We start from the raw sequence: 17,014 nt of genomic DNA, 5'->3' as shown, positions 1-17,014 counted from the left end.
TGCAATGCTCCTATTAATATACGCGGGCTTTCGGTGGGAAAGCTTCACGGTGAACGGGTTCCATATTTACTTTACGCTTAGACATAGCTTGTGTCTCTGGCGTATAAATACTATGGCACAACCAGTTTTCATCATCACGAACAGCAAAATCTGCGCGCGCATGAGCACCACGTGATTCAGTACGGAAGTTAGACGCTTTGGCTGTACAAAAAGCCGTTTCCATCAAGTTGTCTAATTCTAAACATTCGATACGTTGCGTATTAAATTCTGAAGACTTATCATCGAGGCTAGCATGCTGAAGACGTTCACGTATATCAGTCAACTCTTTCATGCCTTCAGCCATAGCATCACCTTCACGGAATACCGAGAAGTTAAATTGCATACATTTTTGCAAGTCTTTACGAATTTTAGTTGGACTTTCTCCACCTTTTACAGATGACTCCCAACGATTAGTACGTGCTAATGAAGCTTCTAAGTCAGACTCAGAGGCATCTTTTCCGCTTTGCGTATCATTTAAGTAAGTGCCTAAGAAATTACCCGCTGCACGACCAAAGACCACTAAATCAAGAAGAGAATTACCACCTAAACGGTTTGCTCCATGAACAGATACACAAGCGATTTCACCAACGGCAAATAACCCTTCAACGATAGTTTCTTTACCCGTCTCTGGGTTAAAGTTAATCGCTTGGCCATTCACGTTACAAGGAACACCACCCATCTGATAATGACAAGTTGGTATAACTGGAATAGGTTCTACTGCTGGATCTACGTGAGCAAATGTTTTCGATAAATCACAAACACCTGGTAAACGTTTTTCAAGCGTTTCACGGCCTAAATGATCAAGTTTAAGTTTAAGATGCGGACCCATAGGACCGTCAAAACCACGACCTTCACGGATCTCTGTCATCATAGAACGAGCAACTACGTCACGACCTGCTAAATCTTTAGCATTTGGTGCATAACGTTCCATGAAACGCTCGCCATCTTTGTTAAGCAGGTAACCACCTTCTCCACGACAACCTTCAGTAACAAGCGTACCTGCACCGGCGATTCCTGTTGGATGAAACTGCCACATTTCCATGTCTTGCATCTGTATGCCAGCACGAACTGCCATACCAACGCCGTCACCAGTATTGATGTGAGCATTAGTTGTTGATGCATAGATACGACCAGCACCACCGGTAGCTAATACCGTAGCACGGGCTTTGAAGTAAACAATCTCGCCTGTTTCGATACAAATAGCGGTTGTACCAACAATAGCACCGTCACTATTTTTAACTAAATCTAGTGCATACCATTCAGAGTAGACATTAGTTTTATTTTTAACGTTTTGTTGGTACAAGCAATGTAATAAAGCATGGCCAGTACGATCGGCTGCGGCTGCTGTACGTGCAGCTTGTTCGCCACCAAAGTTTTTAGATTGGCCACCGAAAGGACGTTGATAAATCTTACCTTCTTCAGTACGAGAAAAAGGTAGACCCATTTTCTCTAACTCAATAATAGATTCAGGACCTGTTTTACACATGTATTCGATTGCGTCTTGATCTCCGATATAATCAGAACCCTTAACGGTATCGTACATATGTTGTTCCCAATGATCTTCATGCGCATTACCTAGCGCAACAGTGATACCACCTTGAGCAGATACTGTATGAGAACGAGTAGGAAAAACTTTAGAAATCAAGGCACAAGATTTGCCTGATTCAGAAATAGCTAATGCAGCGCGCATACCTGCACCACCGGCGCCAATAACTATAGCGTCAAATTCACGAATTGGAACGCCCACTTATACACCCCACACAATTAAAAAGCCTGCCGCAAGGTAAGCTAATAAAGTAACAGAAAAGAAAAATTGTAATGACCCACGCAAAAAAGCTGGTTTAATATAATCAGACAATACTTGCCAAATACCAATCCACGCATGAATAACAACTGACAAAACAGCAAGTAATGTTGCTATTTTTACTGACATCAAGCCAAAAAAGCTATGCCAAGCGTCATAAGTTACATCTGGAGTAACTACAAAAAAGCCAGCGATCAATAACGTATATAACGTTAAAATAATAGCGCTTGCTCTTATAAGAATAAAATCATGTACGCCATTTCGGCCTACAGTAGCAATGTTGTTTACCATAACCAAACTCCTACTACGACGGTAAGTATAAACCAAAGTGCCATAGCAAATTTAGCACTGGTGTTACCTGAAGCTAATTCTTCAAAATGGCCTAAGTCCATAAATAAGTGACGAACACCCATTAATATATGGAACGTTAGAGCAGAGATTATGCCAAACATAATGAATTTAAATATGAAACCATCCAGACATGCTTGAACTTGAGCAAATCCTTCAGCGGAAGATAGAGATAACGAAAGTGCCCACAATAATATACCAATAGCAAATACCATAATGACACCAGAAACACGGTGCAATATCGAGGCGTTTGCCGAAGGGTGCATTTTAATTGTAGTCAGATCTAGGTTTACAGGACGTTGTTTTTTCACAATTTCGCCTAAAGAGTTCTTTGAGCCTTCAACTTGTTTTTTTATTGCTCAATGAAATAAGTAAACAAGTTTACAATCAATTGAGCAATCCCCTAGCGATCTTAGTTAATATTTGTCTATTAATGAAATAATCTACAAATACAAAAATTAGATCAGCTTGATTATATAGCTGAACATTTTTAATTACAATTTTCTTACGCGAGAATTTCACCTTTATTTCAAAGGTATCAGACTATTATTTAACCTATTTTAGCAATTCTTTAACTTTAGTCTAAGGTAGAAACAATTGGTTTGACTTTAAGGGGGTATAATGAAGTAGAATACGGTCAGTTTTATATTCATAAAAACTGACTAACTTTTCAAAAGTAAGTTCAGCAAGCGAATTAAATAATTTATAGGGGATTAAACATATGGCTGAATCTAAAGCCACTCTCAGTATTGATGGTAACGTAGTTGCAGATTTACCAATACTTTCAGGTAGCGCCGGTAACGACGTAATAGACATCAGAACTTTGGGTAATTATGGTTATTTCACTTATGACCCGGGCTTCTTAGCAACCGCTTCATGTGAATCAGCTATTACTTATATCGATGGTGGTAAAGGTATTTTACAACATCGTGGTTATCCAATTGACAGTTTAGCTAAACAAGCTAACTATCTAGAAGTTTGTTATATTTTGTTAAATGGTGATGCACCAACATCGACTCAATATGATGAATTTGTTGATATTATTACCAACCATACTATGGTTCACGAGAAACTGGCTCATTTTTTCCAAGGTTTCTTGCCTGATGCACACCCAATGGCAATGCTTTGTGGTGTTGTTGGTGCTATGTCTTCATTTTATCATAGTGATTTAGACATTGAAGATCCTGTGCAACGTATGCGTAGTGCGCATCGCTTAATTGCAAAAATGCCAACTATTTCAGCAATGGCTTACAAATACAGCATTGGCCAACCATTCGTTTATCCACGTAATGAATTAAGCTATGCAGAAAACTTCTTACATATGATGTTCTCTGTACCTGCAGAAGAGTATGTTGTTAGCCCTACTGTTGCCCGTGCCATGGATAGAATATTTACATTGCATGCAGATCACGAGCAAAACGCTTCAACATCAACAGTTCGTTTAGCTGGATCTTCTGGTGCTAACCCTTATGCATGTATCGCTGCAGGCGTAGCATCTTTGTGGGGCCCTGCACATGGCGGCGCTAACGAAGCCTGCTTAAAAATGCTTGAGCAAATTGGTACATTAGAGCGTGTTGACGAATTTGTTGCTCGTGCTAAAGATAAGAGTGATTCATTTCGCTTAATGGGTTTCGGACATCGTGTTTACAAAAACTTTGATCCACGCGCAACAGTAATGCGTGAAACATGTCATGAAGTATTGAAAGAGTTAGGCATAAAAGATCCTCTTTTAGACGTGGCAATGGCTCTTGAAAAAGTGGCCCTTGAAGACCCATATTTTATTGAGAAAAAACTTTACCCGAATGTAGATTTTTATTCAGGTATCATCTTGAAAGCTATCGGTATTCCTACCAACATGTTCACAGTAGTATTTGCTATGTCTCGTACCGTGGGTTGGATTTCTCACTGGGATGAAATGTTAGGTCAAGCGGGTCAAAAAATTGGTCGTCCTCGTCAAAACTATATTGGTGAAATTGACCGTGAATTTATCCCATTAAATAAAAGATAATTATTTATTTTATAAATCACTCTTTGAAAGGTAGCTCACGCTACCTTTTTTATTCCTTCAATTTTAGTCGCATCATAAAAACAATTAATAACCCTTTTTTCTTTGATTATCAGGAAATTTCTTTTGCCTCGCCTTAGTAATAATTTTCTCTTTACTGCAATAAAAACAGCTTTATCTTGATAAAAACATAAAACAGCCCAATAAATAATCATTATAACAATAAAGAATACTAGCTATACACATAAAAAATAGTATTAATAAACAGTAAATTAAAAAAACACAGACCGATAGTTCAGCTTAATTCCGGGCCAAATCTATACCGATAATAGCTATAAATTACTACAATAATTGTTTAAAATACTGATGATTTATTAATTATAAGTAAAATAATTAATACCTTGCCACTGCATATTTATTTTTCCAACACTATACCCAGCTAAATCAACTGTAATTGTCACCTTACACTCTCACAGTCATTGATTGATTTATTAATAAATTAAACAACCAAACCATTACAATTCTGCTGCCTCAACACTTTAAATTAATGTGCAGCCAGCGGATAAAGTCGTCATTGTTAAGGGTAAAAATAGCGAGATAAAGAAAAAGGTTAATTGCTTACGGGATTTGCTGTATTCAGTGTTAATTCACCCTTATAATGTTAAAAATTTTATGAGTTAATGATTACGGTATGTCTGAATATCAAATGAGATTTGGTGGAATTGCGCGTCTTTACGGCGTTGCAGGTGCTGCTTTATTAGAAAAAGCGCACTTCTGTGTGATAGGTATCGGTGGTGTTGGTTCTTGGGCTGCTGAATCTTTAGCAAGAACAGGGATTGGTTCGATAACATTAATTGATTTAGATGATATCTGCACAACCAATATCAATAGACAAATTCATGCACTTACTGAAACGATTGGAGAAAGTAAAGTCGATGTGATGGCTGAACGTATTAAGCAAATTAATCCAAGCTGTCAGGTGAATGTCATTGAAGATTTTGTCACTTTTGATAATTTGCGTGAACTATTAAGTAACGATTTTGATTATGTCATCGATGCTATTGACTCAGTGAAAATAAAAACGGCTATTATTGCTCATTGTAAACGTAATAAAATACCGGTAATTACTATTGGTGGCGCAGGAGGGCAAACAGATCCAAGTAAGATTCAACTTTGTGACTTGAGCCAAACTTATCAAGATCCATTGCTTGCTAAGGTAAAAAATCAACTGCGCCGTGAATTTAACTTCCCAAAAGCCGATGCGAAAACAAGCAATAAGCGAAAGTTTTCAATTGATGCCGTTTTTTCTACTGAACAACTGGTTTATCCTGATGAAAATGGCAATGTTTGTCACGCAAAGCAAACTCAAAATGGTACGGTACGGTTAGATTGCAGCTCAGGTTTTGGCGCGGTTACTCACGTTACAGCCACATTTGCTTTCTTTGCTACCAGCCGTGCAATTAAGAAATATTTAGCTAAGCATCAGCTTTGATGTTGCCTTGCCATCATTTTAATTTTTTCAACGATGGCTTTAACACCATTACTACGTGATGGGCTCAAGTGCTGTAACAAACCCAACTTTGAAAAATAAGATTGGTCGTCAAACGCTAATATCTGTGCCGATGAAAGGTGCTGAAAAGCAGCTAATATAATTACCATTAAACCTCGAATAACTTTAGCGTCACTGTCGCAACTAAAAATAAACTCATCTTGAGTATTTTTAGTTGCCATTAACCAGGCATGACTTTCGCATCCTACAATCAAGGTAGTGTTGTTACGGAAGCTTTTATCCATTCTGACTAATGACTTACCCAACATCATTATTTCTCGATGACGAGAATCCCAACCTTTTAATAAACTAAATCTTACTATCATAGCTGAGTGATTAGTTGAATTGACCGGCTGTGCTAAGTGATGTGGTTCAATAATAATTTTATCAACATTGTCATCTGTGCCTTGGATCAGTAAATTTAGTTTCTCAATAAAAAAATCAATTTCTGCATAAGTATTATAAGCCGCTAATGAAACTCTAATACAGCCACTTAATTTTAAATAGTCCATTAAAGGCATCGCACAATGATGTCCACTTCTGATGGCAATACCATATGCATCTAGCCCGCTGGCAATATCGTAATTATGTGCACCACAGACGGTGAATGAAAGTACGCTAATATCGGGTTTGTCCTCAACAACAAATTTAACCGCTTTAATTTGTGATAATTTTTCATAACAGTAGCATGTCAGCAAGCTTTCATATTTTGCTAACTGAGCTACTCCAAATGAATTAATGAATTCAATACTGGCAGAGAAAGCAATAACACCAGCATAGTTCGGTGTCCCAGCTTCAAATTTAAAGGGGAGTTGATTAAATGATGTTCCTTGAAAACTAACTTTTTTTATCATTTCCCCACCCCCCTGATAAGGAGGCATAGCGGTTAATAAGTCACGTCGACCGTATAAAACACCAACGCCCGTGGGTCCAAACATTTTGTGTGCTGAAAAAACGTAGAAGTCACAGTCTAGAGTTTGCATATTTAGTGCTAAGTGGGCACAAGCTTGAGCACCGTCAATAACCGTTATGGCTTTATATTTTTTAGCTAAGGTGATTATTTTTTTAACGGGATTAACTTTACCAATCACGTTAGAAATATGCGTAAAACTAACCACCTTAGTTTTTTCATTAAAATAATCTACTAAGCTATTTTCATCGATACGACCGCTCGCATCTAAAGGTAAAACTTTAATAATAGCGCCAGTTTTTTCGGCAATCATTTGCCAAGGCACGATGTTAGCGTGGTGTTCAGCATGGCTTAATAATATTTCATCGCCCGCTTGTAAGTTTTTCTGCCCCCAACTCTGAGCAATTAAATTAATTCCTCCCGTTGTACCTGGAGTCCAAATGATTTCTTCTAAGTATTTGGCTTGAATAAAGTGTTGCACCTTAGCTCTAGCTTGCTCAAAAGCCAAAGTAGCTTTAGCACTCAGAGCATGTGAGGCGCGATGAACATTAGCATTATATTGCTGATACACCTCAGCTTCGGTATCGATAACCACATTAGGCTTTTGAGTGGTAGCGCCATTATCAAAATAAACTAAGGGCAAGTCGTTGACGGTATTACTGAGCAAAGGAAAATGCTGGCGAAATGTGCTGACATCGAATTTATTCATAAGAGATTACATGCAAAGATAATATTACTGACATAATTATACCTGATAATACTATAAAAATTGATCATTTAAACAATCAAGAGTCTCGCTAGTTTATTTAGACAATAGTCCAAAATAATAGGTTAATTTACCTGTTTTAAACTAGAGTTAAACAGTAAAGAAAATAAAGGGTGAAAAGTATGAAGTTATTTTCATGGTTCATTAAAGCAAATAAGCATCTAAAGCCTGCACAAGAAGGTTTAACAACAGCTGTATCAAATGACATCGCAGATGAAGGAATAAAAGCACTTAATCGCAATACTATGTGGCCGATAGCAAAAGTTAAAAACGCGACTGTGATTATTAAGAAGCCAAATAAGAAAATGAATACGTCTCAAAGTACCCATAAATACGAGACGACTAAAGCGAGTAAGCCAATTATTGGCCCTATTCCTTTAGGTTAGGCAGAGCTCTTCTCAACTAATCAGGCTGATAAAAATAGCGCGAAAGCGTTATTTTTTTGCTTCTATTGCTAGACTAACATTATGTAAATAGTGTGGCATTAAGAACTTTTCGGGGTTGTCGGCTAGCAATTGTAAGTATAAAGCTGGAAAGCCTGTTTGATAATAACGCATCCTAGTTCTTTGCTTTAAAGGTTTTATTGCAACAAAGTCTTTTTCATTACAGCTTTCAGCAATAAAAGCACCCACGCTATCACCTTCTTTAGAAACAGTCCCTAATTTCCAACCTTGCCCAGTATGAGTCACTAACGATGTTTTCCTTGAAATATATTTAGCCCAAGGTAATTCGCTGAGAATTACTGCACGGACTTTCTCACGAGAGCCTTGATAAAAACGGGGTAAAATTGCAACATTATGGGAGAACATCGCATTTTGCACAGCCAAGCAACGAGAATGATTTTTAGGTAGCGCGTACTCATCAATAAAGCCAAGTAGATGAGCCAGTTCATGGTAAAAGACTTCTGCATTATCATGACGATCAATATATAAAATACCCGCGTTTACGTTAGCACCGCCTTTTTCAACAAGCACCGCAATGAACCTTTCTACTGACACTCGCTTATTATTTGGCCAGATAGATTCGTCACATCGAATCGCTTCATTAGTATTTTGCTGACAAGCGAGTGTTATTTTACTGATGTATTGTACCGGTGAAAAACAAAGGTAAGGTTGTAATGTTGCTAACGTCGAGGATGATATCAGTTCTTCAAAATATGCTAAGTCGCTTAGATTCGTTGCATAGGGCGCAATGCTCGCTAGACAATTTGCTTGTGACGGTATATTTGGAGTATTTAAGACATTGTAACGCAATAGCTTTTTCGAAAAATATTCAAGTTCTTCAGATGGTTTGTCTGCGTTTATCGTCTCAAGCTGCTTAATATATCGGTCTATTTCTGGTTTTTCTCCTATTGAAATTAAAACCTCAAGTAAAAGCGTTAGGGCAGATCCATTAGACGATATTGGTAATAATAATTTTTTAGCCGCAAGTAGTTTGTTATGGGAAAAATAAATTTTCGCTAAGTCTATTCTTGCTTGCTGATGACCTAATCGAATGGCTTGTGCAAGCCATAGCTCGATATTTTGATTATTGTCGCCTTGCTTATTTTTATAATATTGGGCTAATTTAAATGCCACCTCTCCATCACTTTTAGCCAGTGATTTAGCAATATTTTGCCATCTTGGGTCGTTATCAACATAAGTATTTAAATGCTTATACAAAAGAGTGTTTAAGCCAAGCTTTTCTATAACGGTTAATTGTGAGTGGTTAGCGTAACCATTTTCTACGGCTTTAATTAATGAGTTTACCGATACAAAAGAGCTTATTGATATAACAGTCAATAAGCTGATGATGGTTAAGCTGACTTTATATTTCATTTGCAGGTATAAATAACATCCATCAACACATTAAGACGACTTAGCGGCTTTAACAATTTCTTGTCGCATTAAGTCTAACTCAAGTTTGGCGTATCTGTGTTCAACAAACTCATAGACGTTAGTACTTAAGGCTAATTTAAAAAAGTTTGCTGCAAGTTCATTATTGTCTTTGAGTTGATAGTATTTACCTAAGTAGAAATATGCCTCGCACAGACGTTCACTTAAAGCCTTATTAGAATTTACGCCTATTGATAATTGACTGATAAATTCTTGCTCGGTTATCTCACCAAGATAAAGTTGAATAATATTTTTAGCCCAAACACTCTCTTCAACTTGCTCTGCCGCGACCTTTAATGATGTTTTCGCATTAAGGTTATTTGCCGCTGACTCGGCTAAATACATCCATAAAATACGGTAAGGGTCATTACTTTTTCGTTGCTGAAAAGTACTAAAATCATCAATAGATAGTTCAGCACGACCACCATAATATAAAGCAATCCCTCTATTTAAATAGGCATATTCATGTTCAGGCGCTAAATCTATTGCCGAATCAAAAGCCTCGTAAGCTTGGTTGAACTCTTGCAATTGGGTGAAATGGATCCCTAAAAAATTATAGGCATCAACAAAGTCTGGCTTTAAACGCAAAGCTCGATTGAAATCAAGACGGGCTAATGAACGTAAACCAACACTGTCGTAAACAACACCGCGGTCATAATAAAGTTCAGCTCGTTGGGCATCGGTTATTTCAGCTCTTTGAATAACATCAGTTAGACGCGCTATCGCTATTTCACTTTTATAATTTATGGCTAATGGTTCGACAATGATAAGTTGATTCATGGCGAGCGAATCGTCATTTTCTGGGCTGCTTGCACAACCTTGTAAAGATGAGATGACGATGACAAGCGCTACTTTAAAGAATTTATTCACAGAAATAATGTACCTAATGAAATTTTGTATTGACTCATTTTAGTATATAAAAAAGGGAGCCATCAGGCTCCCTTTTTATCTAACTTTTTAAGTAAGCTATTCAGCAGCGTCAGCTACTGGTGCTTCCTTTTTCTCATTAGCTTCTTTAATACTTAAACGTACACGGCCTTGACGGTCGACTTCAAGTACTTTAACCGTAACTTCCTGGCCTTCAGTTAATACGTCACTTACAGCATTAACACGTTCGTCAGAGATTTGAGAGATGTGAACTAAACCATCTTTACCCGGAAGTACGTTAACAAAAGCACCAAAATCAACGATACGTACTACTTTACCTTGGTAAATTGTACCTACTTCAATTTCAGCCGTTAATGCTTTAATACGATTAATCGCATCTTCAGCTTGCTCACCATTAGTTGCAGCAATTTTAACAGTACCATCGTCATCAATCTCGATAGTTGTACCTGTTTCTTCTGTAAGCATGCGGATAGTAGCACCACCTTTACCAATGATGTCACGAATTTTATCTTGGCTAACTTTGATGGTATGAATGCGTGGTGCAAACTGTGAAATATCATCACGGTGACCAGAGATAGCTTCATCCATTACAGATAGGATATGAGTACGTGCAGCTTTTGCTTGGTTTAAAGCAAGTTGCATGATTTCTTTAGTGATGCCTTCAATTTTAATGTCCATTTGAAGTGCAGTAATACCACCGGTAGTACCCGCTACTTTAAAGTCCATGTCACCTAAGTGATCTTCATCACCTAAAATGTCTGAAAGAACAACAAAGTCGTCGCCTTCTTTAACTAAGCCCATTGCAATACCAGCAACAGAAGCTTTAATTGGTACACCAGCATCCATTAATGCTAATGAAGCACCACAAACAGAAGCCATTGAAGATGAACCATTTGATTCTGTAATTTCAGAAACAATACGCACAGCATATGGGAATTCTTCAAGTGAAGGCATAACCGCTAACATACCGCGTTTTGCTAAACGGCCATGGCCGATTTCACGACGCTTTGGAGAGCCAACAAAACCTGTTTCACCAACACAGTATGGAGGAAAGTTATAATGAAGCATAAATGCGTCAGTCTTCTCACCCATAATAGTATCAAGACGCTGTGCATCACGTTGTGTACCTAAAGTAGCCGTAACTAATGCTTGTGTTTCACCACGAGTAAATACCGCAGAACCGTGAGTTCTCGGTAATACACCTGTCATAACGTCTAGGGCACGGATCATTTCAGGATCACGACCATCGATGCGAGGCATGCCTTTAGTGATACGACCACGAACAACAGTTTTTTCTAAGTCATGAAATAAATCTTTCGCTTCTTGAACGTTAAGATCTGCATCGCTTGCTAATAATGTTTCAACAACACCATCGCGGATTTCTTTGATTTTTTCGTAACGAACAGCTTTTTCAGTGATTTGGTAAGCTTCGTTAACTTGTGCTTCACTCAATTCTGCAATTTTAGCAATAAGGTCAGCATTCTTAACTGGTGCAACCCAATCCCACTTAGGATTGTTAACTTCAGCAGCCATTTCTTTAATTGCTGTGATAGCCGTTTGCATTTGCTCATGGCCATACATAACAGCGCCAAGCATAACTTCTTCAGATAAAATATCAGCTTCAGATTCAACCATTAGTACTGCAGAATCAGTACCTGAAACAACTAAGTTTAACTTAGACGTTTCTAATTCAGATTGTAATGGGTTAAGAATGTATTTGCCGTCAGTATAACCAACACGTGCTGCGCCAACAGGACCACTAAATGGCATACCTGAAATAGCTAAAGCTGCAGACGTACCTAATAAAGAAATGATGTCAGGGGCAATTTCTGGGTTAGCAGAAACAACCGTAATAACAACTTGAACTTCGTTAGTAAAGCCATCTGGGAAAAGTGGACGAATTGGACGGTCAATTAAACGACAGATTAATGTTTCTTCTTCAGAAGGACGGCCTTCACGTTTAAAGAAACCACCTGGGATTTTACCCGCTGCGTATGTACGCTCTTGGTAGTTAACTGTTAATGGAAAAAAATCTTGTCCTGGCTTTGCTTCTTTCTTACCAACAACAGACACTAATACACACGTATCGTCCATGCTTGCCATAACAGCACAAGTTGCTTGACGTGCGATAGCACCAGTTTCTAAAGTAACGGTATGTTGACCGAATTCAAATGTTTTTGTCACTGTATTGAACATAAATGTTCCTTTTTAGCTAAATATAAATTTTCTTGATTAACCAATCTGTACAATTATTTATTCACTTAGAGCAAAATTTTAACCGCTTAAGTTGAACAAAAAATTATACAGTTTGGATTGATTAGTTTTGCAAAAGCTTAAATTTTCTAAAAATTTGCAGGCACATTATACTATCAAACGCGCTATTTACTAGCCAGAAAGGGGAATTGTTATTAAGAAAAGACAAAAAAGCGTACTTTGACTAAGTTTGGGCAAGTTACCCAGTAAATTAGCAATAAAAAAAGGAGCTATAAAGCTCCTTTTTTTGATATTACCTTTAAGAAAACAGGTAACAAACAAGTCACATCTTAACGACGTAGACCTAATTTAGCGATTACCGTTGTGTAACGCTCAACGTTTTTGCCTTTTAAGTAATCAAGTAACTTACGACGTTGTGCAACCATGCGCAATAAACCACGACGTGAGTGATGATCATGGATGTGCTCTTTGAAGTGACCTTGTAGGTGGTTGATTTGTGTAGTTAACAAAGCAACTTGTACTTCAGGTGAACCAGTATCACCTTCTTTTTGAGCATATTCTGCAACGATTGCAGCTTTTTCTGTAGCATTTAAAGACATAATAAATCCTTAGTGTGATGTACTCGAAAGTACTTAAAATTCGCACCTCGCCAAACACTAATTCAGCTAAGGTGACAAAAGAGCGCGCATTGTATCAGCGACAGACGAAATTGCAACTGATATTTGTGTCACACCATTAATAACTTGTCGTTAGACTATATAACATTTAACCATGAGTAAACGCTGTTTTATTTTACTGATATAGGCGATAACCAACCAAAATCCTACAATGTTAGATAATTTATTACAGCGTTTTCAAAAATTCGTCTAAAACAACAATGCGTTTTGGTGCAATTAAACCGTTGTCGTCTATATGACCAACACCAATAAACTCTCCATCATTGATATTGTCTCCAACAAAAACCTGCACTAAACCTTCAGCTGGAACATTAGCTGCTTGTACTGGATTACCGTGGCGCAAAAAGTTAGCAGACATATCATCTATAAAAACCTCAGGGATACCATCACAGGCCGTCGTCATCGGTAACAATAAAGGGTCAAGTAAAGTAGAAGGCGCTAACTCTTGCTCTTCTGCTTGTGCCACTAATGCTTGTAATTGTTCCAGTGTTACCATTTTATCTGTAGGATAATTTCCCACGGCACTTCTGCGTAAATTAGCAACATGTGCGCCACAACCAAGCAGCTCGCCTAAATCGTCGATGATAGTACGAATATAGGTGCCTTTAGATACATGAATATGTAAATCAACTTCGTCACCTTCAAAGCGTAATAAGTCTAAACGAAAAACCGTAATATCTCGGGATTCACGAGGGACCTCAACACCTTCTCGCGCATATTTATATAAAGGCTGGCCTTTATATTTTAACGCTGAGTACATGGAAGGAATTTGCTGTGTGGTACCGCGAAAAGACTCAAGTGCTATTGCTAATTGCTCACTTGATACATCAACCAGCTTTTCCGCAACAACTTCGCCGTCAGCGTCACTGGTTGTAGTGCGCACACCCAATTTTGCTGTTACTTGATAGGTTTTATCAGTATCGAGTAAAAATTGAGAAAACTTAGTTGCTTCACCTAAACAAATCGGCAACATACCGGTAGCAAGTGGATCTAATGCCCCAGTATGCCCGGCTTTTTGTGCAAAGAAGATACGCTTAACTTTTTGTAAAGCACTGTTCGATGACATGTCATAGGGTTTATCAAGTAGGATCACCCCATTAATTGGGCGACCTTTTCTGCGTTTAGCCATCTAGCTGTACCCTATGAATTTTCTTCGTTGTTGAGATCAGTTGCTTCTTTAGAAGCGGTAGCATCTCGCTCTGAGCTTTCAGCAATATGCTTATCGCTAGCGACAGCTTCATCAACCAATGAACTCATTCGAACACCTTCAGCCATAGAGCTGTCATAAACAAAACGTAAATGCGGCATAATACGAGCACGTAATTTCTTCGCTAATAACGAACGAATAAAACCAGCAGCTTCATTTAACACTTCAATAGAGCTTTTTATTTCTGAGGCTTCATTGGTAAAAAAAGTCACGAATATTTTTGCGTAAGCTAAATCACGTGTCAACTCGACAGCAGAAACTGTTGTCATGACTAAGCGTGGATCTTTAACTTCGCGCATCAAAATAGTCGCGATTTCTTTTTGTATTTCTTGTCCAACACGGTCGGTACGGGCAAATTCTCTTGCCATAGGAAATTCTCCTAATAAAATTATCGAGGACTTTTACCTGATAACTTTTAATATATAAACAAAAATGGAGGCAAAGCCCCCATTTAGTATTTGTACAACAGTAAGTGAGCTATCTCATTACATTGAAGCCGATTAACCAACAAAAGCAGTCAATCAATCAGCAATAATCTAAAGTTATAGCGTACGCTTAATTTCTATTGTTTCGAATACTTCAATTTGGTCACCAACGCGAACATCATTGTAGTTCTTAACACCGATACCACATTCAGTACCGTTACGAACTTCTGCAACATCGTCTTTGAAACGACGAAGTGATTCAAGTTCACCTTCGTATATAACAACCAAGTCACGTAATACGCGAATTGGAGCACTACGTTTAATGATACCTTCAGTAACCATACAACCAGCGATTGCGCCGATTTTAGGCGACTTAAACACGTCACGAACTTGTGCAAGACCAATGATTTCTTGCTTGAACTCTGGCGCTAACATGCCGCTCATGGCTTGTTTAACTTCATCAATTAATGCGTAAATAACACTATAGTAGCGTAAATCAATGTTTTCAGATTCAATCACTTTACGCGCAGATGCATCAGCACGAACATTAAAACCAACCACGATGGCATTTGAAGCCGCCGCTAATGTCGCATCAGTTTCAGTGATAGCACCAACACCTGAACCTATGATTCTAACTTTAACTTCATCAGTAGATAACTTAAGTAATGAGTCACTAATAGCTTCAAGTGAACCTTGAACATCTGACTTAATTACAACGTTTACTTCAGAAATCTCGCCTTCAGCCATACTTGCAAACATATTTTCAAGTTTAGCTTTTTGTTGACGAGCAAGTTTCACATCACGGAATTTACCTTGACGGAATAAAGCAACTTCACGTGCTTTCTTCTCATCTTTAACAACAGTCGCTTCATCACCAGATTGTGGAACACCACTTAAACCAATAATTTCAACTGGGATAGATGGACCTGCTGATTGAATATCTTTACCATTTTCATCGCGCATTGCACGAACACGGCCATATTCTAAACCACAAAGAACAATATCACCTTGCTTTAAAGTACCTTCTTGAACCAAGATAGTTGCTACTGGGCCGCGGCCTTTATCTAATTTAGATTCAATAACTACACCACTTGCCATTTTATCGACAACAGCAGTTAGCTCTAAAACTTCAGACTGTAGCAATATTGAATCAAGTAAGTCATCAATACCTAAACCTGTTTTAGCTGAGACATGACAAAATTGAACTTCACCGCCCCACTCTTCAGATAAAACACCGTGTTGAGATAATTCACTCTTAACACGTTCGATATCAACACCTTCTTTATCCATCTTGTTTACAGCGATGATAATAGGTGCATCAGATGCTTTAGCATGTTGAATTGCTTCAACAGTCTGTGGCATAACACCATCATCTGCAGCAACAACAATGATAACGATATCGGTTGCTTTAGCACCACGAGAACGCATAGAAGTAAAGGCAGCATGACCTGGAGTATCTAAGAAAGTGATCATACCATGACCAGTTTCTACGTGATAAGCACCAATATGCTGAGTAATACCACCGGCTTCACCGTCTGCTACTTTCGCTTTACGAATGTAATCAAGTAATGATGTTTTACCGTGATCAACGTGACCCATAATAGTAACAACAGGTGCACGAGTAATCTCGATACCCGTATGATGACGGTCAGCAAGTACAGCTTCTTCCAAGGCATTTTCTTTAACAAGTACAACTTCAAAACCCATATCTTCAGCAACAAGTGCGGCTGTTTCTTGGTCAATAACTTGGTTAATGGTTGCCATTGCGCCTAGTTTGAACATAGCTTTAACAACTTCCGCGCCTTTCTTAGCCATTTTATTGGCAAGTTCAGCAACCGAAATAGTTTCGCCAATGCGAATATCTTGTACTTTTGTTTCTACTGGTTTAGTAAAACCATGTTTTAAGCTATCAGGTGAAGATAAAGTTTTACCTTTACCGCGACCATTGTTACGGCCACGAGCATTGCGGTCTGCAGGTGCTTTTTTCTTCTTACGACGACGGCCACTTTCATCAGCAGAGTCACTTTTATCTTCAGCTTCTTGAGCATATTTAGAAGAAGTTAAATGAACAACCTCTTTCTCTTTAGCTTTACGCTCAGCTTCTTGTTCTTTCCAGCGCGCTTCATTTTCTTCTGCTAATTTTTTAGCGGCGGCTGTTGCTTCTTTAGCTTCTTCTTCAAGCTTAGCTTTTGTTTCAGCTTCTAGAGCAAGACGAACTTTTTTAGCTTCTTCAGTTTCTGCAATTTTTACTGGTACTTCTTCAGCATTTTTTGCTTTCGCTGCGGTTGCTTGCTTAGCTTTAGCTTCG

14 protein-coding genes are annotated in these 17,014 nt (G+C 38.2%); 3 read left to right on the top strand and 11 right to left on the bottom strand.

Annotation, left to right across the window (positions count from 1 at the left end):
• Positions 1–13 precede the first annotated feature (13 nt).
• The 3 genes from sdhA to sdhC are packed head-to-tail and all read right to left on the bottom strand — an operon-like array spanning position 14 to position 2,502.
• Positions 14–1,786: a succinate dehydrogenase flavoprotein subunit gene (sdhA, locus tag H4J57_RS16930; RefSeq protein ID WP_182243693.1), complete on the bottom strand. Its 1,773-nt coding sequence runs from the start codon at positions 1,784–1,786 to the stop codon at positions 14–16.
• Positions 1,787–2,134: a succinate dehydrogenase, hydrophobic membrane anchor protein gene (gene sdhD / locus H4J57_RS16925; protein WP_070376195.1), complete on the bottom strand. Its 348-nt coding sequence runs from the start codon at positions 2,132–2,134 to the stop codon at positions 1,787–1,789.
• Positions 2,128–2,502, bottom strand: a complete 375-nt coding sequence (sdhC, locus tag H4J57_RS16920) for a succinate dehydrogenase, cytochrome b556 subunit (RefSeq protein WP_070376194.1) — start codon at positions 2,500–2,502, stop codon at positions 2,128–2,130. The genes sdhD and sdhC overlap by 7 nt, the downstream gene beginning before the upstream one ends.
• A 410-nt stretch (positions 2,503–2,912) precedes the next feature.
• Here sdhC and H4J57_RS16915 point away from each other — a divergent pair, with 410 nt between their 5' ends.
• Both H4J57_RS16915 and tcdA read left to right on the top strand, forming a co-directional pair.
• Positions 2,913–4,199: a citrate synthase gene (locus tag H4J57_RS16915; protein ID WP_182215429.1), complete on the top strand. Its 1,287-nt coding sequence runs from the start codon at positions 2,913–2,915 to the stop codon at positions 4,197–4,199.
• A gap of 688 nt (positions 4,200–4,887) precedes the next feature.
• Positions 4,888–5,688, top strand: coding sequence for a tRNA cyclic N6-threonylcarbamoyladenosine(37) synthase TcdA (gene tcdA, locus H4J57_RS16910; RefSeq protein WP_182243692.1), 801 nt, complete (start codon positions 4,888–4,890; stop codon positions 5,686–5,688).
• Here the strand turns inward: tcdA and H4J57_RS16905 are convergent.
• Positions 5,679–7,364: a SufS family cysteine desulfurase gene (locus H4J57_RS16905; protein ID WP_182243691.1), complete on the bottom strand. Its 1,686-nt coding sequence runs from the start codon at positions 7,362–7,364 to the stop codon at positions 5,679–5,681. The two genes, tcdA and H4J57_RS16905, sit on opposite strands and share 10 nt — an antisense overlap.
• Positions 7,365–7,543: 179 nt before the next feature.
• Here H4J57_RS16905 and H4J57_RS16900 point away from each other — a divergent pair, with 179 nt between their 5' ends.
• Positions 7,544–7,807 (top strand): hypothetical protein, encoded by a 264-nt coding sequence (locus H4J57_RS16900; protein WP_182243690.1) that lies wholly within the window; start codon positions 7,544–7,546, stop codon positions 7,805–7,807.
• A 48-nt stretch (positions 7,808–7,855) separates the two neighbouring features.
• Here the strand turns inward: H4J57_RS16900 and H4J57_RS16895 are convergent, their stop codons facing one another.
• From H4J57_RS16895 to infB, 7 genes are all read right to left on the bottom strand, one after another.
• Positions 7,856–9,238: a hypothetical protein gene (locus tag H4J57_RS16895; protein WP_182243689.1), complete on the bottom strand. Its 1,383-nt coding sequence runs from the start codon at positions 9,236–9,238 to the stop codon at positions 7,856–7,858.
• A gap of 30 nt (positions 9,239–9,268) precedes the next feature.
• Complete coding sequence (nlpI, locus tag H4J57_RS16890) at positions 9,269–10,165, bottom strand: lipoprotein NlpI (protein WP_182215438.1); 897 nt, start codon at positions 10,163–10,165, stop codon at positions 9,269–9,271.
• A 96-nt stretch (positions 10,166–10,261) separates the two neighbouring features.
• Positions 10,262–12,379 (bottom strand): polyribonucleotide nucleotidyltransferase, encoded by a 2,118-nt coding sequence (pnp, locus tag H4J57_RS16885; protein WP_182215440.1) that lies wholly within the window; start codon positions 12,377–12,379, stop codon positions 10,262–10,264.
• A gap of 347 nt (positions 12,380–12,726) precedes the next feature.
• The gene (rpsO, locus tag H4J57_RS16880) at positions 12,727–12,996 is read right to left on the bottom strand and encodes a 30S ribosomal protein S15 (protein ID WP_070376186.1); all 270 of its coding nucleotides are present in this window, start codon (positions 12,994–12,996) and stop codon (positions 12,727–12,729) included.
• A gap of 244 nt (positions 12,997–13,240) precedes the next feature.
• Positions 13,241–14,203 carry a tRNA pseudouridine(55) synthase TruB gene (gene truB / locus H4J57_RS16875; protein WP_182215442.1) on the bottom strand — a complete coding sequence of 321 codons (963 nt, stop codon included), beginning with the start codon at positions 14,201–14,203 and terminating at the stop codon, positions 13,241–13,243.
• 11 nt (positions 14,204–14,214) lie between these two features.
• Complete coding sequence (gene rbfA / locus H4J57_RS16870) at positions 14,215–14,649, bottom strand: 30S ribosome-binding factor RbfA (protein ID WP_182215444.1); 435 nt, start codon at positions 14,647–14,649, stop codon at positions 14,215–14,217.
• 174 nt (positions 14,650–14,823) lie between these two features.
• A partial coding sequence (gene infB / locus H4J57_RS16865; protein ID WP_182243688.1) for a translation initiation factor IF-2 occupies positions 14,824–17,014 on the bottom strand: 2,191 nt, incomplete at its 5' end.

This window comes from Colwellia sp. BRX8-7, from assembly GCF_014077275.1.
In the GTDB taxonomy this organism is placed as follows: Bacteria; Pseudomonadota; Gammaproteobacteria; order Enterobacterales; family Alteromonadaceae; genus Colwellia_A.
Note: the sequence above shows the minus strand (reverse complement) of the source record. Positions and strands in the feature narration are given on the sequence as shown.